The organism is Chryseobacterium sp. X308 (genome assembly GCF_020733145.1).
Classification (GTDB): Bacteria; Bacteroidota; Bacteroidia; order Flavobacteriales; family Weeksellaceae; genus Chryseobacterium; species Chryseobacterium cupriresistens.
This window is the reverse complement of sequence record NZ_JAJFZH010000005.1, coordinates 183,728-208,008: the sequence shown is the minus strand read 5'-3', so window position 1 is coordinate 208,008 and position 24,281 is coordinate 183,728. Positions and strand designations below refer to the sequence as shown.

The 24,281-nt window shown below is 34.9% G+C and carries 24 protein-coding genes; 8 read left to right on the top strand and 16 right to left on the bottom strand.

Going from position 1 to position 24,281, the window contains the following annotated elements; translation table 11 throughout:
• Window positions 1-70 precede the first annotated feature (70 nt).
• The 4 genes from LIV57_RS07990 (at window position 71) to LIV57_RS07975 (ending at window position 4,386) form a co-directional block, all read left to right on the top strand.
• Entirely contained in the window at window positions 71-988 is a 918-nt protein-coding gene (locus tag LIV57_RS07990; protein ID WP_227942202.1) for a type VI secretion system baseplate subunit TssG, read from the top strand.
• 54 nt (window positions 989-1,042) lie between these two features.
• A complete protein-coding gene (locus LIV57_RS07985) occupies window positions 1,043-1,945 on the top strand; it encodes a TssN family type VI secretion system protein (RefSeq protein ID WP_110011562.1) in 903 nt (300 codons plus the stop codon).
• Window positions 1,946-1,970: 25 nt separating this feature from the next.
• Window positions 1,971-3,110, top strand: a complete 1,140-nt coding sequence (locus LIV57_RS07980) for a hypothetical protein (protein WP_202840598.1) — start codon at window positions 1,971-1,973, stop codon at window positions 3,108-3,110.
• 100 nt (window positions 3,111-3,210) lie between these two features.
• Complete coding sequence (locus LIV57_RS07975; RefSeq protein ID WP_227942201.1) at window positions 3,211-4,386, top strand: aminotransferase class V-fold PLP-dependent enzyme; 1,176 nt, start codon at window positions 3,211-3,213, stop codon at window positions 4,384-4,386.
• A gap of 52 nt (window positions 4,387-4,438) precedes the next feature.
• On the opposite strand, the gene blaIND is transcribed toward LIV57_RS07975, so the two are convergent.
• Window positions 4,439-5,167, bottom strand: a complete 729-nt coding sequence (gene blaIND / locus LIV57_RS07970) for an IND family subclass B1 metallo-beta-lactamase (RefSeq protein ID WP_227942200.1) — start codon at window positions 5,165-5,167, stop codon at window positions 4,439-4,441.
• Window positions 5,168-5,488: 321 nt separating this feature from the next.
• Between blaIND and LIV57_RS07965 the strand changes: the two genes are divergently transcribed.
• Window positions 5,489-7,915: a TonB-dependent receptor gene (locus LIV57_RS07965; RefSeq protein ID WP_227942199.1), complete on the top strand. Its 2,427-nt coding sequence runs from the start codon at window positions 5,489-5,491 to the stop codon at window positions 7,913-7,915.
• Window positions 7,916-8,047: 132 nt separating this feature from the next.
• On the opposite strand, the gene LIV57_RS07960 is transcribed toward LIV57_RS07965, so the two are convergent.
• A complete protein-coding gene (locus tag LIV57_RS07960) occupies window positions 8,048-8,701 on the bottom strand; it encodes a metal-dependent transcriptional regulator (RefSeq protein WP_202840590.1) in 654 nt (217 codons plus the stop codon).
• A gap of 85 nt (window positions 8,702-8,786) precedes the next feature.
• Between LIV57_RS07960 and LIV57_RS07955 the strand changes: the two genes are divergently transcribed.
• A complete protein-coding gene (locus LIV57_RS07955) occupies window positions 8,787-9,815 on the top strand; it encodes a threonine aldolase family protein (protein ID WP_227942198.1) in 1,029 nt (342 codons plus the stop codon).
• 181 nt (window positions 9,816-9,996) lie between these two features.
• Here the strand turns inward: LIV57_RS07955 and LIV57_RS07950 are convergent, their stop codons facing one another.
• On the bottom strand, window positions 9,997-10,500 hold the full coding sequence (locus LIV57_RS07950; RefSeq protein ID WP_227942197.1) for a hypothetical protein: 504 nt from the start codon (window positions 10,498-10,500) through the stop codon (window positions 9,997-9,999).
• 466 nt (window positions 10,501-10,966) lie between these two features.
• Between LIV57_RS07950 and LIV57_RS07945 the strand changes: the two genes are divergently transcribed.
• Window positions 10,967-11,929: a hypothetical protein gene (locus tag LIV57_RS07945; RefSeq protein WP_227942196.1), complete on the top strand. Its 963-nt coding sequence runs from the start codon at window positions 10,967-10,969 to the stop codon at window positions 11,927-11,929.
• Between the two features lie 9 nt (window positions 11,930-11,938).
• Here the strand turns inward: LIV57_RS07945 and LIV57_RS07940 are convergent, their stop codons facing one another.
• The 12 genes from LIV57_RS07940 to LIV57_RS07885 all read right to left on the bottom strand — a co-directional run bounded on the left by LIV57_RS07940 (window position 11,939) and on the right by LIV57_RS07885 (window position 22,458).
• A complete protein-coding gene (locus LIV57_RS07940; RefSeq protein WP_227942195.1) occupies window positions 11,939-12,493 on the bottom strand; it encodes a DUF4256 domain-containing protein in 555 nt (184 codons plus the stop codon).
• Window positions 12,494-12,819: 326 nt separating this feature from the next.
• Entirely contained in the window at window positions 12,820-13,218 is a 399-nt protein-coding gene (locus LIV57_RS07935; protein ID WP_227942194.1) for a DoxX family protein, read from the bottom strand.
• A gap of 18 nt (window positions 13,219-13,236) precedes the next feature.
• On the bottom strand, window positions 13,237-13,815 hold the full coding sequence (locus LIV57_RS07930; protein WP_110011568.1) for a YdeI/OmpD-associated family protein: 579 nt from the start codon (window positions 13,813-13,815) through the stop codon (window positions 13,237-13,239).
• 279 nt (window positions 13,816-14,094) lie between these two features.
• Window positions 14,095-14,559 (bottom strand): SRPBCC domain-containing protein, encoded by a 465-nt coding sequence (locus LIV57_RS07925; protein ID WP_227942193.1) that lies wholly within the window; start codon window positions 14,557-14,559, stop codon window positions 14,095-14,097.
• A gap of 227 nt (window positions 14,560-14,786) precedes the next feature.
• The gene (locus tag LIV57_RS07920) at window positions 14,787-15,113 is read right to left on the bottom strand and encodes an ArsR/SmtB family transcription factor (RefSeq protein WP_126650691.1); all 327 of its coding nucleotides are present in this window, start codon (window positions 15,111-15,113) and stop codon (window positions 14,787-14,789) included.
• Between the two features lie 150 nt (window positions 15,114-15,263).
• Window positions 15,264-17,120, bottom strand: coding sequence for an Eco57I restriction-modification methylase domain-containing protein (locus tag LIV57_RS07915; RefSeq protein ID WP_227942192.1), 1,857 nt, complete (start codon window positions 17,118-17,120; stop codon window positions 15,264-15,266).
• Window positions 17,117-17,878 (bottom strand): hypothetical protein, encoded by a 762-nt coding sequence (locus LIV57_RS07910; protein ID WP_227942191.1) that lies wholly within the window; start codon window positions 17,876-17,878, stop codon window positions 17,117-17,119. The genes LIV57_RS07915 and LIV57_RS07910 overlap by 4 nt, the downstream gene beginning before the upstream one ends.
• Window positions 17,879-17,881: 3 nt before the next feature.
• Window positions 17,882-18,988 carry a hypothetical protein gene (locus tag LIV57_RS07905; RefSeq protein ID WP_227942190.1) on the bottom strand — a complete coding sequence of 369 codons (1,107 nt, stop codon included), beginning with the start codon at window positions 18,986-18,988 and terminating at the stop codon, window positions 17,882-17,884.
• A gap of 12 nt (window positions 18,989-19,000) precedes the next feature.
• Window positions 19,001-21,307 carry an ATP-binding protein gene (locus tag LIV57_RS07900; protein WP_227942189.1) on the bottom strand — a complete coding sequence of 769 codons (2,307 nt, stop codon included), beginning with the start codon at window positions 21,305-21,307 and terminating at the stop codon, window positions 19,001-19,003.
• A gap of 2 nt (window positions 21,308-21,309) precedes the next feature.
• Window positions 21,310-21,519 carry a helix-turn-helix transcriptional regulator gene (locus tag LIV57_RS07895; RefSeq protein WP_227942188.1) on the bottom strand — a complete coding sequence of 70 codons (210 nt, stop codon included), beginning with the start codon at window positions 21,517-21,519 and terminating at the stop codon, window positions 21,310-21,312.
• Window positions 21,520-21,745: 226 nt separating this feature from the next.
• Window positions 21,746-22,030 (bottom strand): hypothetical protein, encoded by a 285-nt coding sequence (locus LIV57_RS07890; protein ID WP_227942187.1) that lies wholly within the window; start codon window positions 22,028-22,030, stop codon window positions 21,746-21,748.
• A gap of 23 nt (window positions 22,031-22,053) precedes the next feature.
• Complete coding sequence (locus LIV57_RS07885) at window positions 22,054-22,458, bottom strand: helix-turn-helix transcriptional regulator (protein ID WP_227942186.1); 405 nt, start codon at window positions 22,456-22,458, stop codon at window positions 22,054-22,056.
• A 150-nt stretch (window positions 22,459-22,608) separates the two neighbouring features.
• Between LIV57_RS07885 and LIV57_RS07880 the strand changes: the two genes are divergently transcribed.
• Entirely contained in the window at window positions 22,609-22,839 is a 231-nt protein-coding gene (locus LIV57_RS07880; protein WP_227942185.1) for a SymE family type I addiction module toxin, read from the top strand.
• Between the two features lie 242 nt (window positions 22,840-23,081).
• Here LIV57_RS07880 and LIV57_RS07875 read toward each other — a convergent pair whose 3' ends face one another.
• Window positions 23,082-23,870 carry an O-methyltransferase gene (locus tag LIV57_RS07875; protein ID WP_227942184.1) on the bottom strand — a complete coding sequence of 263 codons (789 nt, stop codon included), beginning with the start codon at window positions 23,868-23,870 and terminating at the stop codon, window positions 23,082-23,084.
• Window positions 23,871-24,281 lie beyond the last annotated feature (411 nt).

Sequence of the window (24,281 nt, the reverse complement as noted above, 5' to 3'; positions counted from 1 at the left end):
CTTATGAGATATATTATCTTTACAAGTCATAATCAGAGGAAACACTATGTATGAGAATAATATTGTAGATATGCATTACAATAAGCTGCAGACAGACTTTAAGGCTGAAGCTGTGGCTGTAAACCTCTTGAAATACCATCGTGCGGTAAGTAATATATTCATTGAGCGTGTGGGCGTAAACGACCGTGCTTACCTGAAAGATATTAAAAGTATTTCAAGCAGTTATTTAGGATTTGATGAGGAAGTTTTTACTATAGAGACTTACAGGGAAGGTATTTATGACTATCTTCCGGAAGGTTTATTCCATCCGCCGTCTCTCGGGGCTTCCAGAAAGAATGTAGATACTGTGGTAAGAGAAATCCGGAAGCAGAAAAGGGTAGAAGATGATGCCCGTAAGTTTTTCCGGCCTTTTGAGCTGGAAGTATTTTTTACAGAAATAAGTGCTTTGCTTAAAGAATCAGAATTTGATATTACAAGCAATACAGATTCTTTGCTGGAAACAGTGAGTGAGCTTTGGCCTCTGATCAAAATGCTGGACAAGCAGAACGCTTATATTTTCATGCATATTTTACCGTTTTTCCATCAGATCAGAGGAGATAAAAGATGGTTTGAAAGATGTATGACTGCTTTTCTGCAGGTACCGGTAAAAGTAAGTTTTTCACCTAATATTATTGACGGAATCGAGAAAAACGATGATTCCATGTTACTGGGAAATTCAAGATTGGGCGTCACCTATATTCCAAGCGGACCTCATATGGACGGGCAGCGAAACTGGGTGGTAAACATTGGTCCTATTCCTTACGGGGATATGAAGAAATATATTCCGGGAAGTCCGTTCAGAAATGTGCTTCAGGCTCTGTATGATTATTTTCTTCCTGTAACAGTGGACGTAGAGGAGAATTTTGTTACCGAAAAGAAGGAATATTCATTCAGTCTTGAGGACGATGAAAGAAATGCCAGCCGCCTTGGATACTCTACATTCCTCTAAATTATTTTATTATATTTACAACTACCAACAAAGTATAAATTCGAAAAGAAACAAATGGAAATTTCTTCAGTAAAAGGTATTTTTCTAAGGTATATCTTAATGCCTTTAATCGCTATTATTATGATGGTTATACTGGGTGTAATCAGGAGAAATAAACCTGCGATAAAAATTAAAGTAATTATTATATACGTACTGCTCTGCAGCTTATGTCTGGCTATTCCGGGTGTTTTCGGGTTTGCGGGAAACCTTTTTAATCCGTACTGGTATCTTATTGCACAGGTGATCTATCTTATTTTTGGGATTATTCATGTGAATCTGCTGCATAAATATTTCAAAAAGCACATCGATTCTCTGGCAATGAGCATTCTGTTTGAATCTATCCTTTCTCTGACGTGTATCGCTTTGGGCGGATATCTTTTTACACTGCTCTTCAACCTGATGAGTAAAGGTACAGGATATGCTGTAATGGCAGCGACAAGTATGGTGATCTTTGTGGTTCCGATGGTTTTTTATTACTGCTATATTCAGTTTATCAGCATTCCTTTTGATATTTATAAAACGTGGAGATATTCTCCGGAGCAGAAACTGCCTGATTTTGAAGGTGCTGATTTTGACAGATTAATGGTCCTGAATGTTGAACTGAGCAAAAAATTAGAAGATACCAACCGCTTCAGAATTAAAGCCAAAACACTTCCTACCGGAGTTACTTTCGGAGACTGGTTCTACAGGGTAGTAGATGATTACAATCATAAAAATCCGGGTTCCATTATTCATCTTTCAGACGAGGGAAATGAGCCTTATTACTGGATCTTTTACACCAAAAAATCGTTTTTCAGTTTTAGAAAATATATAGATTTCGACCACGACATTACGACAAACAACATTTCTGAAAATGAAGTGGTGATTTGTAAGAGAGTTATTCAGCATGAAGAGGAGGGAGTCACAAGAAAATCATAACACAAAAAATTAAAAAGTATTAAACATGATACAGCCTATTAAACATTTTGCCATCAATTGGGTGGATGGGATGAAAGTTTCCCAGAGACACCTTAATGATCAGGATAATTTCTTAATTGATACCATCAGAGATTCCAATTCCCTTGGAATTACTACATATAACTACGGGCTTCTGCCTATTTCCAATGAATTTACAGACCGTACCATTTTTGATGTTCACAATACGGCAACCAATGACGTACAGCTGGTAATTAAGCGTTGCAGCGCTGTGACAATGGCAGGATACCGTATTGAACTGACAGACAGAAGAATCAGTGTGAAGTCTTTGGCGAAATCAATGAATGAAGAGCAGGCAGACGGGGAATATTATATTCTGATCTCTGTAAATCCTTTTGATAAAGTACCTTTCGGCGATATTGATCCTGAAGAAATTCCGCCACGCCACCCAAGTGCACAGCCGAATCATCATATTGAACTGCTTCCAGTAACATCCTTGAACAGCAGCTATTCAGGAGGAAATTATCTTATTATCGGTAAGGTAGATTTAAAAGGAAATATTGCCCAGGTTGATTCCAACTTTATTCCGCCTTGTACTTCTGTGCAGAGTCATCCGGCTTTGGTAGATTATTACAGCAGCTATGCAAAATCTATTGGAAACCTTCAGCAGTATGCTTTTAAAATTATCCAGAAAGCTTCTCACAAAAATCAGAATACAGCTTTAGCACAAAACGTTAAGTTTTTGTGTACTACCATGATCAATACTTTTGGTGATATGTATTTCCAGTTCAGAAATATAACACCATGGCAGCCACCTGTATTTTTAATTGAATCTTTTGCAAGACTGGCGCTTCATTTATACAATTCAACCCAGCTTCTTGTTCCGGCAGAACTGGAGGAAATGCTGAACTACAGCTTAGAGTGGAGTGAGATTGCTCCTCATACCTTATTAAATCAGCTTTCTATTGTAGCAGAAACGAATTATGACCACCATAATTGTGGTGAACCATTGCTTTATATTCAACAGATGTTGAGAAGCCTTGAAATTATTTTCTCTAAACTGAGCGAGCTTGATTATATTGGTCAGAGAAAAGAAAATATTATCGTTAATGAGCAGGAAGTATCCACGAACACGAATCCAAAAAGAGGTTGGAGTGTTTTAGATTAAAATCATTAATTAAAAATAGAGTCCCGGATGAAAATTCGGGATTTTTTATGGTCGTATTTAGGAAAAATTAAAAGTAAATTTGTTGTAAGGATTGATAAAAATGAATTTAGAGGTTATAAGACAGGAGACTCCGGGATGTTCGGATAAGATTTTTTTAAACAGTGCAGGCGCATCACTGATGCCAAAAACCGTTGTAGAGGCAACAATTAAGTTTTTATATGAAGAGCAGCAGCTTGGAGGCTATACAGCCGCAACTAAAAACACAGGTCTCATCAACCGGTTTTATGATGAAACCGCAAAACTGATTAATACAAAACCTTCCAATATAGCATTTGTAAGCAGTTCTACAGATGGCTATGCAAAAGCTTTATCCAGTATTGATTTTAAAGAAGGTGACTGTATCATTACCACCAATGATGATTATATATCCAATCAGATTGCTTTTATTTCTCTGCAGAAAAGATGTCATATTGAAATTGTAAGGGTTGCCAATCTTCCCGACCATGAATTGGATCTGGAAGACTTTGAAAGATTAATTAAAAAACATAATCCGAAATTAATTGCGGTTACTCATATTCCTACCAATTCCGGTTTAATTCAGAATGTGGAAGGAGTGGGGAAGTTGTGTAAACAGTATGATGTTTTGTATCTTGTAGATGCCTGTCAGTCTGTAGGACAGATTGTGGTGGATGTAGAAAAAATCCATTGTGATTTTCTGACGGCAACCGGAAGAAAGTTCATGCGGGGACCTAGAGGGACAGGATTTTTATACGTTTCAGATAAAGTATTAAACCAGAAGATGTATCCTCTGTTTTTAGATAGTTTTGGGGCTCAATGGACATTATTTGATGATTTTCAGCTCAATGACTCTGCTAAAAGATTTGAACTTTTTGAAAGACCTTATGCTGCTTTGGCTGGATTTGCAGAGGCTTTACGCTATGCCAATGCGATTGGAATGGATCAGATTGAAAGCTATAACCGCAAGTTGGCAGATACTTTAAGAATCAATCTGCAGAACTACGGTTTCAGAGTGTTGGATCAGGGAAACAGATTAAGCAGTATTGTTACTTTCTGCCAGGCAGATGGAAAGGTTGAAAAAATTCATAAGGCTTTGAGTGATCATAACGTGTTTTTTAAGGAAAACCGCAGACAGGATGCATTAATAGATTTTACCTCTAAAAATGTAGATCATGCGATCCGTTTATCACCTCATTACTTCAATACAATGGAAGAAATTGAAAGGGTTTCACAGCTTTTAAAAAACAGTAACCATTAACATGATGGTTTAAAAATCGAAGCGCCCTGGCATGCGCCAGGGCGCTTCTAATTTATTTTTTATTAAGAAGATCAAGTGTATGTTCTACGTGTCCGCCTCCTTTCCATTCATCGTGTCCGGGGATAATCAAAGTTGCCTGCGAATATTTGTTTTTAAGTTTTGTCATGGTTTTCGGCCATTCTGCAACATTGGCTTCTCCGGTGTAGCCAAGATCAGCTGCTGCTTTGCTTTTTACAAGACAACCTCCGTCCAGTATTTTATATTTCGGGAACCATACCACTACATTATCAGCAGTATGTCCTTCCCCAAGAAAATCTACTATAAACTCTTCTCCACCAATGCGGTAAGGTTTTCCTGTTTTAATCAGTTCAGTAGAAGTTGCTTTTCCATCTTTCTTCAAAAGCTCATTGGTTTTCGCTGTAGCGTAGGTTTTGATCCCTTTCTTATTATAAAAGCTTAAATCTCCGGCTCTGTCTTCATGCGAATGAGTGGCAAACACGGCAATCACAGGAAGGTTATGTCTTTTCTGAATGGTATCCATCAAACTTTGATATTGGGTTTTCTGCCATGGAACATCAAATAAAACAACTCCTTTTTTGGTCACCAGATAAACGGCATTGGTAGAATATTCTTTCCCTCCGAATACTCCGAAAGTTTTGTAAATATAAAAATTGGGCTGAATCTGAGGCTCAATGACAAAATCTCTTACCTGAGTATCCTGAGCATTTGCCAATGGGCTTAGCAACATCGAAATAATAAAAAACGGAATGCTTTTTTTCATAATTTTTTTTGAGTAATAATTAATGTTTGTATTTGTCAGAAATGACAAAGTCTGCAGATTGTTTTGCAAACCTAACTAAAAATAAACTTTCGGATATTCAGAGAAGGAGGGTTTAACCGTTTTTTAACAATTAGAGGCTAATCCTTTTTGAAGAGAAGATATTTTTATACAGCTGTAATTTCTATTCCTATAGTTTCAGGTAAAAGTTTAAAATTAAATAATGCAACATTGTTGCGTTATTGTTTTTTTATTATTTTTGGCTTTTGTTAATAATCATTCTTTTAAAAGTTTAACAGATACAATAAAAAACATTAATGTTATATGAAATTCAGATTGATGTGGTCAGCTTTTGCGATCTCTATTGCTTCGATAGTCAGTGCTCAGGAAGCAGAAGTGGTGGGGAAGGTACTTTTTGAAAATGGAGATAGTATACCTGCTGAGGTAATGCTGAAAGATACTCCGGGAAAAACGATGGTCAATAAAAACGGGGCTTATACAATCAAAAATCTGGCTTTAGGAAATTACAGACTTTTAGTAAAAGCCAAAGGATATGAGACGTATGAACAGGAAATCACTGTTGATAAAAAAATGACACTAATTCCGGATATCGTGCTCCGCAATGCTCATAGCATAGATGAAATAGCCATAACAGGAGTTTCAAGAGAAACTTTAATTAAAGAGACACCTGTTGCTATTCTTAGCATTTCTACCAAGCAAATAGAAAGAGCTGTGGCTACAAACATCATCAGTTCATTGGTGAAATCTGCTCCGGGTTTAAGTGTGGTAGAAACAGGGCCTAACATTTCAAAACCTTTTATCCGCGGGTTGGGTTATAACAGGGTACTGACTCTTTATGATGGTATACGTCAGGAAGGTCAGCAATGGGGAGATGAGCATGGTATAGAAGTCGCTCCATATATTGTAGAACGGGCAGAGGTGATCAAAGGGCCTGCCAGCCTGATGTTTGGTTCTGATGCTTTGGCAGGTGTAGTTAGCCTTTTTCCTTATATGCCTTCTCAGAATGATGGTATAGTGCACGGAAAGGTAACTAGTGAATATCAGGGAAATAACGATCTTATCGGTAACGGGATGCAGCTGGGTTATAAAAAGAATTCTTTCATAGCCTCTTTAAACGCTTCTTACAGGATGGCTAAAAACTATAGAAATGCTATAGATGGACGGGTATACAACACCAATTTTGAAGAAAAGAACTTTTCTTTCCTTTTGGGGCGCAAAACGTCAACCAGCTTTTCCAAAATCAATTTTACATTATATGATAATCTGCAGGGAATTCCTGATGGGAGCAGAGATCCAAAGACCGGAAAATTCACATACCAGATAGGTGAGGGAGATGATGATGATATAGAAAATAGACCTGCTGTTTCAGAAAAAGATCTTAATTCATACAGACTTTCCCCTTTGCATCAGAGAATTCAGCATTACAGACTATATGCTCAGCATAATCAGCAGATAGGGAATGGAGAACTGGATGTGCAGCTGGCTTTGCAACAGAATGTCCGCAGAGAATATAACCATCCTACAGCGCCTTCACAACCGGGAATGTATGTCCGTCTAAATACTTTAAACTATGGATTATGCTACAATTTTCCTAAATTTTCCGCTATCGAAATTTCTGCAGGGGTTAATGGAATGATGCAAAATAATAAGAATGAATCGGCGACAGATTTTCCTATTCCCGATTATAATCTGAATGAAGGAGGTGTATATACCTATATCAAATGGAAATACAAAAGACTGAACATCAGCGGAGGAATCCGTTATGATATCCGGAAAATCGGATGGAACGACTTCTATATACAAACCAATCCTGTAACACAATTTGAAGAACAGGCTGCTCAGCCATCACCGGATAACAGACTTGGCTTTGCTGCTTATCATAAAACATTCGGTGGTTTATCGGCCAGCATAGGATCTGCATTTCAATTGACGAAACATATCAGTCTTAAAGCTAATGTGGGAAGAAGCTACAGGGCCCCCAATATTACAGAAATTGGTTCGAACGGGCTGGATCCTGGAGCTCATATTATTTACAAAGGAAACAGAGATTTTGATCCCGAATTTTCATTACAGGAAGATCTTGGAATCAGTACCCGTTTCAAAGACTTTTCAGCGGAGGTAAGCTGGTTCAACAATAATATTCAGAATTATATTTATCTGTCATTACTTGTAGACTCACATGGAAGCCCCGTTGTAGATGCACAGGGAAATAAAACCTACCAATATCAGCAAGCTTCTGCACAGCTTTATGGCATGGAAGCGCGGCTCTCCTTACATCCTGAGAAATGGAAAGGGTGTAATTTTGAAACCAGTTTATCTGTTATTTATGGGTTCAATCGTGATCAAAGATTTAAAAATAAAGAAACTCAGGGAGAATACTTACCATTGATTTCTCCATTAAAATTATCTGGAAATCTGTCTCAGAAAATAGATGTAAGCTCAAAATTAATTTCATCAGTGACTCCCATCGCAGAAATGGAATTTTCAGCAGCTCAAAACAGGTATTTGGGATTGGATAATACAGAAACTGCTACACGGGACTATACATTGTTCAATATCGGGACATCCGTAGAGCTTCATTATTCTGAAAGCCATTCTGCCGTATTGCAGTTTCAGGTCAATAATGTATTTGACCGCGCTTATCAGTCTCATCTCGGCCGGTTAAAATATTTGGGAAGTATCTATAATATGGGAAGAAATGTCTCTTTAAAGCTGATAATTCCTTTTTAATATTGAAGGTATATAAATATAGCAAAGGTGGTTGCGTTTCCTGTAGCCGTCTTTGCTATATTTTTTGATATTAAAACAACATATTAACAGGGATTTTAAGTTCTTCCGTCACGTAGTAGTAGCATTACTGAACTATTTCTTTACGAGTATTTTCTCAGCAGCTTTTTTGCTTAAAATTTCTGTCTTTCCCTCAATTTCTATCGTCATTGATTTATCAAAACTTTCTATTTTTACAATTTTCACTTTGGTATTGAGCAGCAATTTCCTGTCATTCAGATAGGTAAGGAAAGCATCGTCGGAAAGGGTAACAGAGGCAAAGGTGACGGTCTCTCCCGGTTCACAACTGCTTAATTTTTGCAGATCCTGGGCAATGATATTCCCATCTTTATCAGGAATAGGTTCTCCATGAGGATCGAATTTAGGATGATCCAGAATTTCATCCATTTTATCAAAAAAGATTTGAGAATGTACATGCTCAAGCTGTTCTGCAATCTCATGAACGTTTTCCCATCCGAAATTCATCTTTTTAACCAGAAACATTTCGGTAAGCCTGTGTTTACGAACTACCAGTGCAGCTTCACGTCTTCCGCTTTCTGTAACGATTAAGGGTTTATAGGTCTCATAGACCACCCATTTTTTCTCGGCAAATTTCTTCATCATGTTATTGACGCTCGGCATTTTTACATTCAAAAATTTGCTGAGTTCATTAATCGTAACCTTTCCTTCATTGTCAACTAAATGAAACAAAGCTTTCAGGTAATTCTCTTCTGTTAGGGTTGTTCTCAAAATGTTAGATGATTTTCACTACAAATCTAACAAAATAAAATGAAAAGTTCGCTCTTGTTATTTTAACTTTTTTTACTTTTACTCTATGAAATTTTCATTCAAAAACGACTATTCTGAGGGTTGTCACCCTAATATCTTACAGGCACTTTTACAGCATAAACTTGTTCAGCAGGCCGGCTATGGCGAAGATGAATTTTCACTGAAGGCCAAGGCTTTGATTAAGGAGAAAATCAATAATCAGCATTCGGATATTTATTTTGTTTCCGGAGGAACACAGGCTAACTTAATTGTTATTTCTGCAATTCTAAAACCTTATCAGTGTGTCATATCTGCTGCTCCGGGGCATATCCTGAATAATGAAACGGGAGCCATTGAAGCTACAGGTCATAAAGTACTGAGCATCGAAACGGCAGACGGAAAAATAAAACCATCAGATATTGTTCCAATTTTAGAGGGACACAGTAATGTACCGCATCAGGTGATGCCTAAACTGGTTTATATTTCCAATTCTACAGAGCTGGGAACAATCTATCAGGCAAAAGAGCTGGAAGAACTTTCTGCATTTTGTAAGGAAAATAAATTATACCTGTTTATGGATGGGGCAAGGCTTGGTCATGGACTGACTGCAGAAATCAGTGATCTTACCCTGGAGAAAGTAGCCGCTCTTACCGATGTTTTTTATCTTGGAGGAACGAAAAACGGAGCATTAATAGGAGAGGCAATTGTAATCAATAATCCTTTGCTGCAGGAAGATTTTGCTTTTAATATCAAACAGAAAGGAGCATTACTGGCGAAAGGAAGATTGTTGGGTATTCAGTTTTCAGAGCTGATGAAAGATAACCTGTATTTTGAGCTGGCACAACATGCCAATCAGCAGGCCATGAAGATTAAGAAAGCTCTGCAAAAAAAAGGAACTGCATTTCTTTCAGACACTTATACCAACCAGATTTTTCCTATTCTCAGTAACCAGCTTATAGAGGTATTATCTGAAAAATTTGAATTCTATGTCTGGAAAAAAGTAGATGAAAATTTTTCAGCCATTCGTCTTATTACTTCGTGGAGTACAGGGGATGAAGCTGTGAACCGTTTTATTGAAATGATTGAACAGAATTAAGATAGAATGAAAAGACTGTCTCAAAAGTCCACTAGTGGATTTTTGTCATTCTGACGAAGGAAGAATCTCTATGACAAACAACTACATGAGATCCTTCACTAATTTATGAACTTCGTTCGCAGACTTTTAGTCTGTGTTCAGAATGACACTTTTGAGACAGCCTTTTTTTATTTTATAATGATTATTTTTTCAAAGCTTCATTGACTACTTTACAGTCTGCAGGCGTTAGCTTCTGTCCGTCTTTATAACTGATTTTTTTCTCGTCAGCATATTTGGTTTGTCCGTCCTCTTCCTTATGATCACCAATACCTTCCGTTAAAACATTATCTTTCTGCAGGAAATAAATATCTCTTTTGCTCTTTTTCCCTTCAGAGCTGAATTCATAAGTTAGTTTCAGGGTATCTCCGGATTTGAAACCCGTTACATCTCCCTTTGAACTGTCTTTTTCGCTGTTTTTATAGGATAATTTTCCGGTGATTGTTCCTAAATTGTCATCAATAGAAGCAAAAACACTGTCTTTTCCTGTAACCCCGATATAACAGAACGATTTTGGCCCAAGGGTATCAATTACCGCTTCTTCCACAGCAATGGTGTCTGCTTCCACTTTGGGAGCCGGAGCTTCAGTTTTCTTATTACAGTTGATTAAAAAAGCTGATACAGCGCCCAATAAGATTAATTTTTTCATATCCTTCATTGTTAAAAATCAAATTTCTATTCTGCTAAAATAATAATAGTATTTATATATTAAAAATAGGATATGAAGAGATAATGATTTTTTGGTGAAAATTAATATTTCATAAAATGGATTTTAAGGAAAAATATTAATTAAAAAATACATTGAAATTACCAATACTTACAGCATGTATTAACAGGTCGCTCCTCTGGAGCTATAATTTTAAAACAAATACGTCCTATTAACAGTTAGCTCCTATTGGAGCTGAATTTGATCCCATTGGGATCTACTGTTAATAGAAAAAATGAAGTCTTCGTAATAATAAAGCTCCAGAGGAGCGATCTGTTAATTATATTTTAATCTAATTGGACAACAATGTTTAAAAATATAGTCCATAATGAAATACTATTTTAATGCTCTTAAAAATGTCTGATGTTTTTAGGCACGGAAAATGATTTACTCTTTAAAATTGATTGTAATGAAAAAGATTACTAAAGTGCTGAGCTTAGGATTATTTATTGTAGGTGTATGTTTTGTCGAAGGACAGGCTCCTCAGAATTATATTTACACTTCGTCGGGAGATCTGCATGGAATTGAAAAACTGATTACCCGTAAAGATATCGGCGGTGTACAGATTGTCTACAACTGGAAGGCTTTAGAAAAATCAGAAGATGTCTATGATTTTTCTGCTATTGAGAAAGATCTCAATTATCTGACGAGCCTTAACAAAAAACTATTTATCCAGCTTCAGGACAGATTTTTTGAGCCGCAGGCACGATATGTTCCTGATTATATATTGAAAGATAAAGAATATAACGGGGGATTGGTGCCTCAATATGATAATCCGGGAGAGAATAAACCTGTTGGAAACGGCTGGGTTGCCCAGCAATGGAATCCGGCTGTCCGGATGAGATTTCAGAAGCTGATAGGAGAACTCGCAAAGAAATTTGACAGAAAGATTCAGGGGATTAATCTTCCGGAAACATCGATCGATATTGATATGAAGAAAGATAAAACAGGCTTCAGCTGCGACCGTTATTTTCAGGCCGAATTGGAAAATCTAAAGTTTGCAAGAAATGCTTTCCATTATTCTTACGTTCTGCAATATGTCAATTTCTTTCCGTGCGAATGGGAAAATGATCACCAGTATATGTCAAGACTTTTCGATTTTGCTTACCAAAATAATATAGGACTGGGCGGACCGGATATTGTTCCGGATAAGAAAGCCCAAATGAAAAATTCTTATCCTTTTTTTAATCAGTACAAAGGAAAACTTTCTCTGGTAGCGATGGCTGTTCAGGAGCCGACTTTGACGTATACAAATCCCAAAACTAAAAAGCCTTTCACCAAAGAAGAATTTACAGAATATGCTGAAAACTATCTTGGCGTAAAAATTATATTCTGGAGTGTGGAATCTCCCTGGCTGAGAGATCCCAGTTGATTATTCTCCTTATACTTTTAATATTCCTCTGAAACCTCTTGCGGCATAATAAGAATCTGCACCGTTGTGATACGTAAATACGGTATTGTATCGTCTGTCGCAGAAAACAGCACCTCCAAGTTCACGGATCTGCGGTGGTGTTTTGATCCAGCTTGAAGTCTTTTGGTCAAATTTTCCCAATTCCTGAAGATGACGGTATTGTTCTTCTGTCAAAAGTTCAATACCTATTTCTTTAGCGGTGTCGATGACGTTACTTTCCGGTTTGTTGGCTTTTCTGGCATCCCAGGCTTGATAATCATAACATAAGCTTCGGCGTTTGGGGCTTTCGGGAGAGCAGTCAACGAAAGAGTATTCATCTGTTTTTTTATTATAATCTACCACGTCGGGTTCGCCTTCTGTGGCTTCCATTTCATATAAAGAGCGGATTTTTTCGGGATGGGCTTCCAGTTTTTGCTGGATTTTTTCCCATTTCAGATCTTTATGACGGTTCATATTCTTTTCGAAACGGGTTTTTAATGTTTTTAAAAGCTCGTTGGTCTGTTCCGGGGTTAGTTTATTTTTCATGTCAAATTTTGTTTTATTGTGTTGTATTGTTGGAAATCGCAAAGGCGCAAGTTTTGTTATTGAGGAGTGTTTAAGGCGCAAGGATTTTATCTTCAATAAAATTTCTCACTCTTTATCTTTAAAAATGATTTTATAAAAAATTGTTTAAACTTATCAAAAAATACTTAGTACATATTGAATCATTAAGAAGGATTTAATTGATAAATATTAAGATGAATTATTCTGACTTTAAGCTTAAAGCGAAGCTCATCTTAATATTCTAAATAGCTTAATACAATCTTAATGTTTCAAAAATAAAAGTTTAAACAATTTTAATATCAAAATGATTAATCAATGATAGTAATTTTTCTTTCTGCAGGTCTGAAATACCAGGAAATAAGTACTAATACCAATAGTAATACTGCCGGAAAAGTTCTGCCGGCTGTATCGCCAACGATAAGGTGGGAAATGACGGCGCCTGACATTACAAAGAAAAATCCTGCGTAAGCCCATTCTTTCAGTATTAGTCGTTTAGGGATTAATATGGCAATAACGCCAAGAATTTTCCATACTCCGATGATGGTCATCAGATAAGAAGGATAGCCGAGATGGGTAAAATTGGCCAGTTCATCTTTGTTTTTCATCAGTTGGACAATAGCTGTTGAAACCATGCCCAGAGCCATCCATAGGGTAAATATCCAATAGATGATTTTTGTTCTTTTTTGTGAGGGTTGTGGTGTGTTCATGATTGTTTTTTTATATAATTAGTCGTTTAATCCTATTCCGTCCATGATTTGTGGGATGCATTTTTCAATGCGGGCTTCACGGGTTTTAGATTGTTTGGCAGAAGAAAAGTGGAGCAGATAAGCTCTTTGTCTTCCGGGAGTTAATGCTTTGAAAGCTTCCTGTAAAGCAGGATTTTGATCCAGCTTCTCCTGAAACTCTTCAGCCATTTCAAACTCTTTTGTTTTCTTCATTTCCACTTTTGCGCCCGATTCTTCAATTTCAACGGCTTCAAACATATAAGCACGAAGAACATCTTCAAGATCATTGATTTGCCCTACTTCTGTAAAGCGGATCTGTCTGGCCGCCTGTACATTTTTAGACTGCTGAATCAGGATATGGTCCGGGTCTTTCATTAAAGCTCCTTTAAAAAAGAGAAGCGCACAATATTCCTTAAAACCGTGGATCAGGAAAATATTTTTCCCTTCATAAGTATAACAGGGACAACCCCATTTTAAATCTTCTGTAAGTTCTGTACTAAGAGCAATCGTTCTTAATTTCTCAAATTCTTCCTGCCATTGTCCGGCATTTTCGAAGAAAAAATTAACTTTTGGATTCATAGTTCTGGGTTTTTGGGTTAGAGGGTTTGAGAGTGGGAGAGTTTTGGGTTTCGGGATTATTTATGTCGGAGGGTTTGAGAGTATTAGAGTGGGAGAGTATAAGGGTTCAAGGTTTAATGTTTAAAGTTTGATGTTTAAAGTTGTTATCCTTCACTGATCATTGACGATTCACTTGCAAAGCAAAATTCACTATTGACATTGATGTTCACAATTTGAGCCCTGTTGCCCATTGTCTATTATCTCTTCGTCTATTATCTTTTATCTATAATCTGCTACCTGCTACCTTCCACCCAACAATTCCTGCAAACGGTTATGCGCCATATTAATGCCCTGTGCAAATGGCATTTTCAGGTGCTGGTCTCTGAAGTCTACAGATTTATAAATGGTTTGGATGGTAATTTTACTGGTGGTATCCGTTAATTTTTCAAATTCTAGAAACTCCATCTGAACGGGAAAAGGCGTGTTTTCCATCTGGAAAGTTCTTATAATCTTCTCGTTCTGAACAATGTCATGAATGGTTCCGTTGGCACTGAAGACCACATCACCCTGAGGATTTAAGGTTTCAAAACGGTAGCTTCCGTGCGGTTTGTTTTCGAATTTGGTTACTTTGGTTCCCATCCATTGGCCGAAAAGTTCAGCTTCTGTATATGCCTTGAAAAGCAGTTCTACAGGAAGGTCAAATTCTCTGATGATGAAGATTTCCTGTTTGCCGTCTTCTGCGTGGATTTTTGTTTTAAGTTCCATATTTTGAGTTGGGTGTTTAAGTTTGAGGGTTTGAGAGTGTTAGAGTGGGAGAGTTTGATGCGGGTTTCGGGGTTCGGGGTTCGGGGTTTGTTTTTTGCGGATCCGGGGTTTTGTGTTTGCGAGGTTCGAGGTAAGAAATTCGAGGTATTTTAGATTTTAAATTGCCATTCATTTATCCAATCTATCTCGGAACTTTGCACCCCGAAACACGTATCTCGCACCTCGCATCACGCTTCTCTGTTCTGATACGCTTTCATCACACTTTCCAGCTTGTTGAACTTTTCGTCCCACATTTTGCGGAAAGGTTCTATAAAATCGGCTATTTCTTTCATTTTATTGGGATTTAGGTGATAGATAATTTCTCTGCCGTTTTGTTCAGATCTCAGCAGTTCGCATTCTGTAAGGATCTGGAGATGCTTTGAAACGGTAGGTCTCGCCGTATCAAAATTGGAAGCAATGGCTCCCGCCGTCATCGACTGTGCCGCCACCAACATCAATATAGACCGTCTCGTAGGATCTGCTATTGCCTGAAATACATCTCTTCTTAAATTCATCGTGTAGTTATTTGACTACAAATATATGTGTAGTTATTTAGCTACGCAAGTTTTTTTGGAAAAAAATGATTAAATAATTAAAAACCTTATTATTAAAAGAAAAATGGAGAATACTAGTTTCTCCACTTTAAATAACATTACATATTATTATCAATATACTAAGTCTTCTTTGAGCCTAACATTATAATAATCCTCCAAAAAATTATCAATGACATCCTTATTAGTTTCATTAATTAGAAAATCAATATCGGTACTATTAAAATCAGGAATACCAAAATTTTTGATATAGGTACCATTTAATGAATAATATGCCGAAGAATATGGTTTACTTGTAGTTTTTATATAATACCAAAACAAACGAGATTCTAAAATCTTCTTAATCAGTAGCATTTCTTCTTCCGAGTGTCCAATGATTGCCTGACCATTATAAAACAATAAATCAACATCATCACTAATTAAATAGTTTGGCGTTCTATCTGAAAATTTAGGGAAAAACAATTTATTAGTAACCTTTTCCAAAGATTGTGTCCTTCCAAAAGCAAACCATTTTTCATATTCTCCATTTCCTTTATCCCTTCCAGCTAAAATATTTTTTTTTATTTGCAAATATTCATAAGCATTTGGAAATTGCTCTCTCAATAATTCTTCTTCAATTGCTTTAGGTTTTACTTCGTTATCATATGGAAATAGAACCTTTTCTTTTACTGAATCAAAATCAATATCTCTACTTAATTTGTTTGAGTTTAGAATATCTTTACATATGCCTTTCTCTATGGGGTATAAGTTGCCGTTCTGTAGATAGAAAAAATCATCGTCTTCTGCTACAGGCTTGAAAATATAAATATCATTCTTCAAAGTAGCAATACCGTGTCTAGTTTTATATTTTTCTCCAAATGGCTTTCCAATAGCTTCAAGTCGAGATATAGTTTCATGGTTGTTTAAATTCCAGCCATTCTTTGCATTAAGATTCTGATAATTGATCCTGCTGTATTGATTCTCATTTGTAGGCAATTCTTTTTCAATCGACTTGTAATATTCAACATAGTTTTGTTCTACATTCTCTAAAAAGCAAATACAAGTATAAGTGCTTTTAGATTTAAAAACCTGAAGTGTACCAAAGTCAATAATTCTTACTGTAGCCCTATTTTTTTCAAAATAATTTCTTAAAGCCCTGCCATTTAAACTTTTGAAAAAGCTATTCATTGTTATAAAGCCAAGAATACCATTTGGAGCAAGGCTCTCATAACCAATTTGGAAGAAAGGAATATAAAGGTCAGGATTTCCAGTTCGGCATACAACCCAATTTTGCAGGTTTTCTTTTACCACATCTTCTAGATTTCTAGCACGTACGTAAGGTGGGTTTCCAATAATAATTTGGAAGCCTTCAAAGTTTTCATAATGCTCTTCCCACTTAAAAATTAAGGTGTCACCTTGATGAATATTAAAATCGAATTCTCTAATATCTTCACCTTCGGACAATGCTAATAAGCTTAGTAACAATGTACTACGAGTAACAGAATACTCTTGTATATCCAAGCCAAAAATCTGATTCTGGAAAATATATTGATAAGTATTTCCTGTTCTTCTTCTTAATTCTTGAGCAGCAGTATATAAAAATCCTGCACAACCACATGCAATATCCGCTATTTTAGCATTTTGAAGTTCATTGCCTGCTCTGTCGAATGTTTGATTTACAATATATTCCCTTATTTCTGCAGGAGTATATATTGCTCCATTTATGATTCTGTCGGATGGTGATATAACAAATTCAAATAATTCAATAAGTTTCTCGATATCAAAATCAGCTATTTCATTATTGATGATTTCAATAAATTGGGTTAAGCTATTCCATTCTTGAGTTTGATTTCTTTGGATTGAATACTCTAACAAAAAACGGTTTTCAATTATTGTTAACCGATTAATTTCTAAAAAAGCAGACACGATAAGCCTATCAACATCTAATGGTTGAGTTGAATAAGTTTTTAAGTATCTGAATATGTTTGTCATATAAATATTGGGCAAATATCATTAATTGGATTCCATACTATATTTGTCTCTTGAAATGGTTTCCATTTATTGGCTATAGTATGAAAATATGGTTTCCAAATTGCGTCTTGATAATTCTCTTGTAATTTTACAAATTCTCTTTCATCTTTTAAACTTTCAAATGCTATAGGATAAAAGTTAGATGTAAGAAAACTAATTCCTAATATAAAATCAATAGGTTTGTGCATAATTCTTGGTGTATCAATATAGAATAAATTACCTAGATTAGGACTGTTTGATTTTGTCGGATTTAAATTGTATTGTAAGTGATAAATAGGATGTGGTTCTTTAGTTTGAGTGTTTGCAATATGTTTATCAATGTGGAATCCCAAATGATAAGTTCTATTGCCAACACCTTTAATCATAACGTTATATGCCAATTCTATGAAAGGATCATGATATGTATTCCAATGTTCTATTTTGGCACGTAATTTCATATTCAATATAATTTCCCCTTTTGTAATATCTTGTGGTTTTACATGACTTAAAGTATCTAAGGGCATTTTAAAGTCTTCAATATCATATCCCCAAACATTCTCATCTGTTGACCCATCTTTTAATGTTGGTATGAAATCTTTATTTTGAAGTTGAGAAATTACAGATTCCAATACATAAGTATTTACATCTCCACCAACAACTCTTGATAATAATTGGCTTAATTGTCTTAAGTCTTTGGCTCTTTCATTTCTGAAACTCATATTTTTAGTACTTACTGCCATATCTTATAAGTTTCTTTTACATTCTTCAATCCGTTCAATTTCTGTATAATTAGGCTCTATCCCTTTATCTATGCCTATTCTTTCTAGTATCGCATACAATGACATATATTTGGGTTCCTGCCATGCTTTTAACTCATGAGATAATCTTACTTTAAATCCTTCTAAAGGGTCTAATGGACATTTAGTAGCTTCACAAATTGTCCAAAATTCACTACTGTTATTATGTGATAAAGGTTCTGCAGCTATAATACCATCAACTTTATAAGTTTCTTTTAAAATGGCAACTCTTTCTTCGGCTTTTAAGAACGAAAAATTCTTTCCGGAAATTCCTTTTAATTTTATATTTAGTAGATCAGCCCACCATCTATCCCAACCATTTGAAAATAGGCCATAAAATTTGCAATCTTCAAATTTTGATAGCAACTCTATCCAATGTTTCCCACTTTTATTAATACTTACACCTAGTCTAGCAGCTAAAATAGTTTCCTTTATTAGTGGATTAGTTGCATGGAAAAGTGTTTTTACAGTAAAATGAGCAAAATCATATGGTACTATTATATCTTGATTGTAAAAGCGTTCAAATATTCTTTGGTCTAGGTTATTTAAATCTTTTCTTTGAAATATTTTATCTAATGTGTCTATATCATTGGGTAATCCTTTATATCCTTCAGCTAACGCTTTTAACTTTCGTGAAAATCTTTCATAATCTGGATTTTCTGATTTTCTAAAAGTATAATCAAATAAATCATGACTCGTTTTATCAGATTTATATGTTTCTTTCATTTTATCTAAAGTTGAACATAATACAATTGGAAAAGATGGTATTTCTTTCCTTGCACAAACGGCTCTTAATTCAGAACTTATTGAAATAGCACTATACCGTAATTGATTGGGTCCTTCTCCGTCTAATCTTAAATCAATTAATAGCCCGTCGTATTTTTCATCTACTATTTTGCTTTTTATTAAATTCTCTAATTCAGAAAAATCCATTCCTTTAGTTATAGTGAGCTGATTTACTTCAATCAATTTGGTATCGTTAAAACCATTTATTAACGATTCAATTGAAGTATCATTTTCATCATCAACATATATATATTTGGGTATTGACATAGCTTTAGTTATTTAAATTTTTGGTATTTCTATTCTAATAGTCGTATTATAGCCATCTAATGGAGTTGAAACATAAATTTCACCATTATAAAACTCGATTATATCTTTTACTATTTTTAATCCTAATCCAGTTCCTGTAAGGGCTGTAGCATCATCTACAGTGTGATTAGCAACTGTAGAGGTAGTATAAAATGCATTGAAAATGTTTTCTTCATTTTCTTTACTTATCCCATCTCCGTTATCTGAAAACTCTAAGAAAACAATATTTTCATCCTTGCCACATCTAATGAAAATTTTGCCATTTGAATTAGCCCTTTTAATAGCTTTTTTCGAATTTGTATATAAATTAAATAATATTGAAGCCCATTCTGAAGGATGCATCGGAATAGTAAATAAGTCGTAACCTTCAAATTTTGTTGGAATCATTTCGATTGATGCTCTTTTCAAATCATTCAAAATAACTATTTCAAAATCTCTTACTACATCTCTTAATTCTATTGATTCTAATTCACGGTGCACGTTTCTAGAGATAGTTTTATCAAAGTAAGAAGTATATGCACTAAAGGACTTTACGTTTGTTTCTAATAATTCGGTTCTTTCATATATTTCTTTATAATCTTTAACCGCATCTTTCAAAAAACTAATATCAGCGTCAAAACCAGGTAAAAAGCGTTTAACTTCATGTACAAATTCACCAATTACTAAACCTAATCCTGCCAGAATACGAAGCATATTATTTTCATCTATCAATTCCTGATTTTTTACTTTTTCTTCTTCTCTAGCTTTTTTTAGTTCAACAATTAATTCGTTAGCTCTTTCGTTTGTAACCTCAGGTTTTGAAGACTCTGGGCTATTCTCATTGTTTATTTCTGGTTTTTTGAATAATTCTTCTATTTGTTCTATAGTATCATCGACCCTTTCAGATGGATTTTCTTTTTCTTTTTTATATCCTTTTTGAGAAGCTGTAACCTTTCTACCTCTCAATTCTTGAACTTTCATTACTGCGCTTATTAAAGAACGATAAATAAAACTTGTAAGTTCATTAAGACGATCATTTTCGATTAATCCTTCTCTACTAGAAGTTTCTTCAAAATCATTATTTAAATCTTCTAGTTCAACAAAACCGAAAAAATTTCGATTAGGATGTTGAGCTAATATAATATTTCTATTATTAGATTTATCTAATCCTAACCAATCATCACCTTGCTCTCCATAAGGTAAAACGCGAAATCCATTTCGATATAATTTTATGCCACCTTTCTCATATCCTAATTCTCTAATAAAAGTTATAGTGCCGGGTGAAAAGAGTTTGGGGTCATAAATAAAATAATAGGCCTTAAAATGAACTCCTTTTATTAAATTAAATGGAGTAGTAGTATCATCTTTATCTTTTTCATTGTTACCAATGGCAAATACTTCTTGAGGAAAATTTAATTTATCACTTTTCAATGCCCAACAGCCTTGACCATCATCCAAAACATATCCTTCAATTTCTGCTAAAGCATGTTGAAAAATAGCCTTTTCTTCATCTACAATAGCTACTAAATTACCATTGTCATTTCTATAATAATGGCTTTTAAAACCCTCATCAATAGAGCTTTCTTTCTCTTTTTCTTTCTTTTTTGATAGGGGAAAGGGTTGTAGTAATTCAGAGGTATAGCGGTAAACTCTTTTAATCATAACATCAGACCAACCTTCTCTGAGACCTTCTATTGTTAGAGTTGTACCATTCTCTTTAGTCTTAGGAATAAATTCTATTTTATTTGAAACAGTTAATAAATCTTTATCCGTTGCGAAGTCATCCCAATTGACAACTACTTTTAAAGCATCAGGAGATTGTTCAGTTTGAGTAATAATTATAAGCCTCTCACCTAAACGTTGCGTTGCAAAACGCCCGATACCTTTTTTGCCAGCTTTTTGACGTTTATATTTTGTAGATACCGGATTGTGAATTTTATCTGATGAAGACAATCTCATGAAGCCATTGACCAATTGTTCTCGGTTCATCCCATGTCCGTTATCTTCAATAGTTAAAATGCCACCCTTATTCCAAGCATTTTCAAAAATCAAATTTACTTCTGTAGCATCTGCATCATATGCATTTTTTATAAGTTCAGAAACTGCTGTTTCTTGTTTTCCAACCAATTCTTTACCAAGCCTATTTATAATACCGGCATCTACGGAAAATCTTACAGCAGATTCGTCTAGGCTTGCTATTTCATTCGATAGAGAGATAATAATATTATTGTCAGATTCTTTTTTTAAGATTTCTTCGGACAACCTTTGTTTTAACTCTAATAATTTATTTTGATTATCCATACTTATTGCTCAATATTGTTGATTAAATCCGCAGGCTTTATTTTTAAAATACTTGCTATCTCCATCAATGTTTTTAAACTGGGCTGTACATCATTCGTACACCATCTTGAGATGGTAGCTTCATTTTTGCCTAATTGTTCTGCAAGCCACTTGCTACTAAGATTTTTCTCTACAAGTACTACTTTCAATCTATTAATTGCCTTTTTACTCATAAAAATTGCATATTGTGCAAATATATTGATTTTTTATGTATTGAATATCTTGCTTAGAAAATAAAATTGATTCTCTTTAAGTATCATCCAAATCATGATCATTCCTTTGTACACTTATGAAAGGAATAAAAAGAAGTTTATTAATGATCGTTTATAAACAAATTTGTAAGTTATAATTATTAACGGATTACTTTCTTTTAATCACTTATTATAATCTTAGTATACATCATAATGTTATACCTAATCTTGTAGCTGAAGCATGTAGTGCAGCTTGTATTTTGTACATATTGTGAGGGGGAACTTTATCGAAATCTAAACAAGTATTAACTAAATCGGCTATATCAATAAATCCGCCATTAATAGGTATTGTACTTCTACTGCGAGGGTCATATCCCCCAGACGAATTATCTTTTCTTCTTCGTATTACTTCTACACTAGAATCCCATGGTGCTTTACCAAATTCAATTGAATGCTCAGAATCTATAGTTATTTTTGATTCTGTTAGTTTCATTTTTTAATATTTTATAATAAATTTTATGTTTTCTCAATCAACCTCTCCAACTTCTCAATCATTTCTTTCTGCTGCTGAAGCATACGCTCATAAAGCTCTACCATTTTATCAAGAGGATTAAAAGTAAAATTAGGATAATAGTTATAACCATTTGATTGGTCATTGAAAGTATTAGAAATAATATTCACTGCCTGTTCCTCATCAAAATTCTCAATCGCTTCCGCGGGAACTTTCAAAATCCGGGCTACCTGCGCCAGAATATCAGATTCTACGGTTTCTTTTTGTTCCAGAAGGGAAATTTTCTTTTGGTTCCAGTCGTCGCCCAGCTCAAAAGCCAGAGCTTCCTGTTTGATGCCCAGCATTTCGCGGAAACGCTTTATATTTCTACCCTGATGTATTTTTTTATTTTGCATATCTGTGTAAGTCATAATAACAAATATAAAGCTTTAGAACAAAAAAATAATGCTCTGTTTTAAAATAAATACTATTCTAAAATATCCGTCTTTCTGAATAAAATATCCTTTATACGGGTGGTTTATCCTTCTTATTATCCTTTCATTTGTTGAAAAATAACAAAGATGAAAAGAAAAAGAAGAATGAACAGCAGCAAATATAATGAACTGCATAATCGTAACCTTACGGTTTTCCTCAAATCGTTTTCAAGAGCGTATGGCAAAATTGTATATTTTCCTGAAATAAGAATTACAGGAAAGTGGGTACAGCAATGTGGCTTTCAGGCAGGAGATAAGATATTGGTTACCGTAAGCAGGAACCAGATTATTTTAGAAAGGGAAGTGAGCTATGAGTGAAAGTATTGGTTTTAAACCATCAGGAGGCTTAAATTTTTAAAATTAAAGTTTTTTTATTTTGAACCATTAAGATTGTAGGAAGACGTTAAGAGGATTAAGATTCGTTTCGGCCCCTAATGAGAGTGCTTTTAAATAGAGCGGTAAGGCTTCATGAATGTCTTGTGTTCTCTTCATATTCTTAACAGCTTACCGCTTTCTTAATGGTTTTTAAATTTAAGTATAGTTTTATCTCATCAATTGTGTTATTTAGCTCTGATGAGCGGAATATATTCTTTTACAAAAATGCCGATATATTTTCCATTATATTCTACAACACAAGTGCTGATATTCATTCTGTTGCAAAAATCCTGATACGCGGAATTGTCTCCGATATCATCACTGATAAACACTCCGCCAGGTCTCAGTTTTTTATAGATCTGATGATACGCCCACATTCTTCCGTGGTAACTTTTATCGGAATCATAGTGGAAAACATCAAATGAGGTAGCCTGTTTGAAAATTTTAGGCAGAGATTCTCTATCGGCAAAACGGAACAGCTTCCAGTATTTTTTAAGATTTTCCGGAACAACACATCCTGCATACTGATCACCATCCTGAGCAAGATAAGGCATATCTGAACTATAAAGTATACCGTTTCTTTTTTGAAGCGAAAGCAATATAGCTAGTGAAGACCATCCATAAGCCACTCCGGTTTCAAGCACGTTTTGTGCTTTGGTGAATTCACATGCATAATAAATAAGCTCCAATGCACCTGGCCCACCCATTTTGATAGGGCATTCTTTTTCTTTTACACTGGCTTTTTGCAGGATATCGGCATAATCAGATCTGAAATGATCAGCATCCCTGGAGAACAGTCTGGAGATCACCTCTTCCTGAGAAACGGCTATAGATGCAGCCCAGAAATTTGCTCTTGCTTTTCCTTTGAAAGGACTTCTTCTGTTGAAAGTATTTTTAATGATTTTTCTGCCCAGTTCAGGATAAAGAGGGGGCCTTTTAAGATAAGCTACAAATGTTTTGAGGACTGTTGACATTTCACAGATGTTGTATTATAGTTTTCAGCAAATGTACTTTTTTTTAAGGCCATATTGCATTGAGGCAACATTAATTTTAACAGTAAATCTGTTAAGGTTTTGTAATAAATACAGTCCGGAAATTATCAGTGAGATCTCTTCTTGTTTTTAATTGAATAGATCAGTCTGGCTTTCAGTTTTTTAAAGTAGAAATCGTTTTTTTATACGTGAGGAAGAATTTTTGTTTTTTCCTTTACAAAAATGCCTTTCCAAAAATATATGGAGTACGGTCATCAAAACGGTAATACTTTTCTGCTTTTTCACTGGGGTAGGTATTTTTATTTAACACACTAAAAAGTGTGTTGTATGCAAATGTATAAAATAAATGGAAAAAATCAAAAGAAAAATAAGACGAAATCATCCTGATTATAT

Coding starts and splice junctions, on each gene's coding strand:
- LIV57_RS07990 (WP_227942202.1), top strand. CDS start 71: ATGCATTACAATAAGCTGCAGACAGACTTTAAGGCTGAAGCTGTGGCT.
- LIV57_RS07985 (WP_110011562.1), top strand. CDS start 1,043: ATGGAAATTTCTTCAGTAAAAGGTATTTTTCTAAGGTATATCTTAATG.
- LIV57_RS07980 (WP_202840598.1), top strand. CDS start 1,971: ATGATACAGCCTATTAAACATTTTGCCATCAATTGGGTGGATGGGATG.
- LIV57_RS07975 (WP_227942201.1), top strand. CDS start 3,211: ATGAATTTAGAGGTTATAAGACAGGAGACTCCGGGATGTTCGGATAAG.
- blaIND (WP_227942200.1), bottom strand. CDS start 5,167: ATGAAAAAAAGCATTCCGTTTTTTATTATTTCGATGTTGCTAAGCCCA.
- LIV57_RS07965 (WP_227942199.1), top strand. CDS start 5,489: ATGAAATTCAGATTGATGTGGTCAGCTTTTGCGATCTCTATTGCTTCG.
- LIV57_RS07955 (WP_227942198.1), top strand. CDS start 8,787: ATGAAATTTTCATTCAAAAACGACTATTCTGAGGGTTGTCACCCTAAT.
- LIV57_RS07950 (WP_227942197.1), bottom strand. CDS start 10,500: ATGAAAAAATTAATCTTATTGGGCGCTGTATCAGCTTTTTTAATCAAC.
- LIV57_RS07945 (WP_227942196.1), top strand. CDS start 10,967: ATGAAAAAGATTACTAAAGTGCTGAGCTTAGGATTATTTATTGTAGGT.
- LIV57_RS07940 (WP_227942195.1), bottom strand. CDS start 12,493: ATGAAAAATAAACTAACCCCGGAACAGACCAACGAGCTTTTAAAAACA.
- LIV57_RS07935 (WP_227942194.1), bottom strand. CDS start 13,218: ATGAACACACCACAACCCTCACAAAAAAGAACAAAAATCATCTATTGG.
- LIV57_RS07930 (WP_110011568.1), bottom strand. CDS start 13,815: ATGAATCCAAAAGTTAATTTTTTCTTCGAAAATGCCGGACAATGGCAG.
- LIV57_RS07925 (WP_227942193.1), bottom strand. CDS start 14,559: ATGGAACTTAAAACAAAAATCCACGCAGAAGACGGCAAACAGGAAATC.
- LIV57_RS07920 (WP_126650691.1), bottom strand. CDS start 15,113: ATGAATTTAAGAAGAGATGTATTTCAGGCAATAGCAGATCCTACGAGA.
- LIV57_RS07915 (WP_227942192.1), bottom strand. CDS start 17,120: ATGACAAACATATTCAGATACTTAAAAACTTATTCAACTCAACCATTA.
- LIV57_RS07910 (WP_227942191.1), bottom strand. CDS start 17,878: ATGGCAGTAAGTACTAAAAATATGAGTTTCAGAAATGAAAGAGCCAAA.
- LIV57_RS07905 (WP_227942190.1), bottom strand. CDS start 18,988: ATGTCAATACCCAAATATATATATGTTGATGATGAAAATGATACTTCA.
- LIV57_RS07900 (WP_227942189.1), bottom strand. CDS start 21,307: ATGGATAATCAAAATAAATTATTAGAGTTAAAACAAAGGTTGTCCGAA.
- LIV57_RS07895 (WP_227942188.1), bottom strand. CDS start 21,519: ATGAGTAAAAAGGCAATTAATAGATTGAAAGTAGTACTTGTAGAGAAA.
- LIV57_RS07890 (WP_227942187.1), bottom strand. CDS start 22,030: ATGAAACTAACAGAATCAAAAATAACTATAGATTCTGAGCATTCAATT.
- LIV57_RS07885 (WP_227942186.1), bottom strand. CDS start 22,458: ATGACTTACACAGATATGCAAAATAAAAAAATACATCAGGGTAGAAAT.
- LIV57_RS07880 (WP_227942185.1), top strand. CDS start 22,609: ATGAAAAGAAAAAGAAGAATGAACAGCAGCAAATATAATGAACTGCAT.
- LIV57_RS07875 (WP_227942184.1), bottom strand. CDS start 23,870: ATGTCAACAGTCCTCAAAACATTTGTAGCTTATCTTAAAAGGCCCCCT.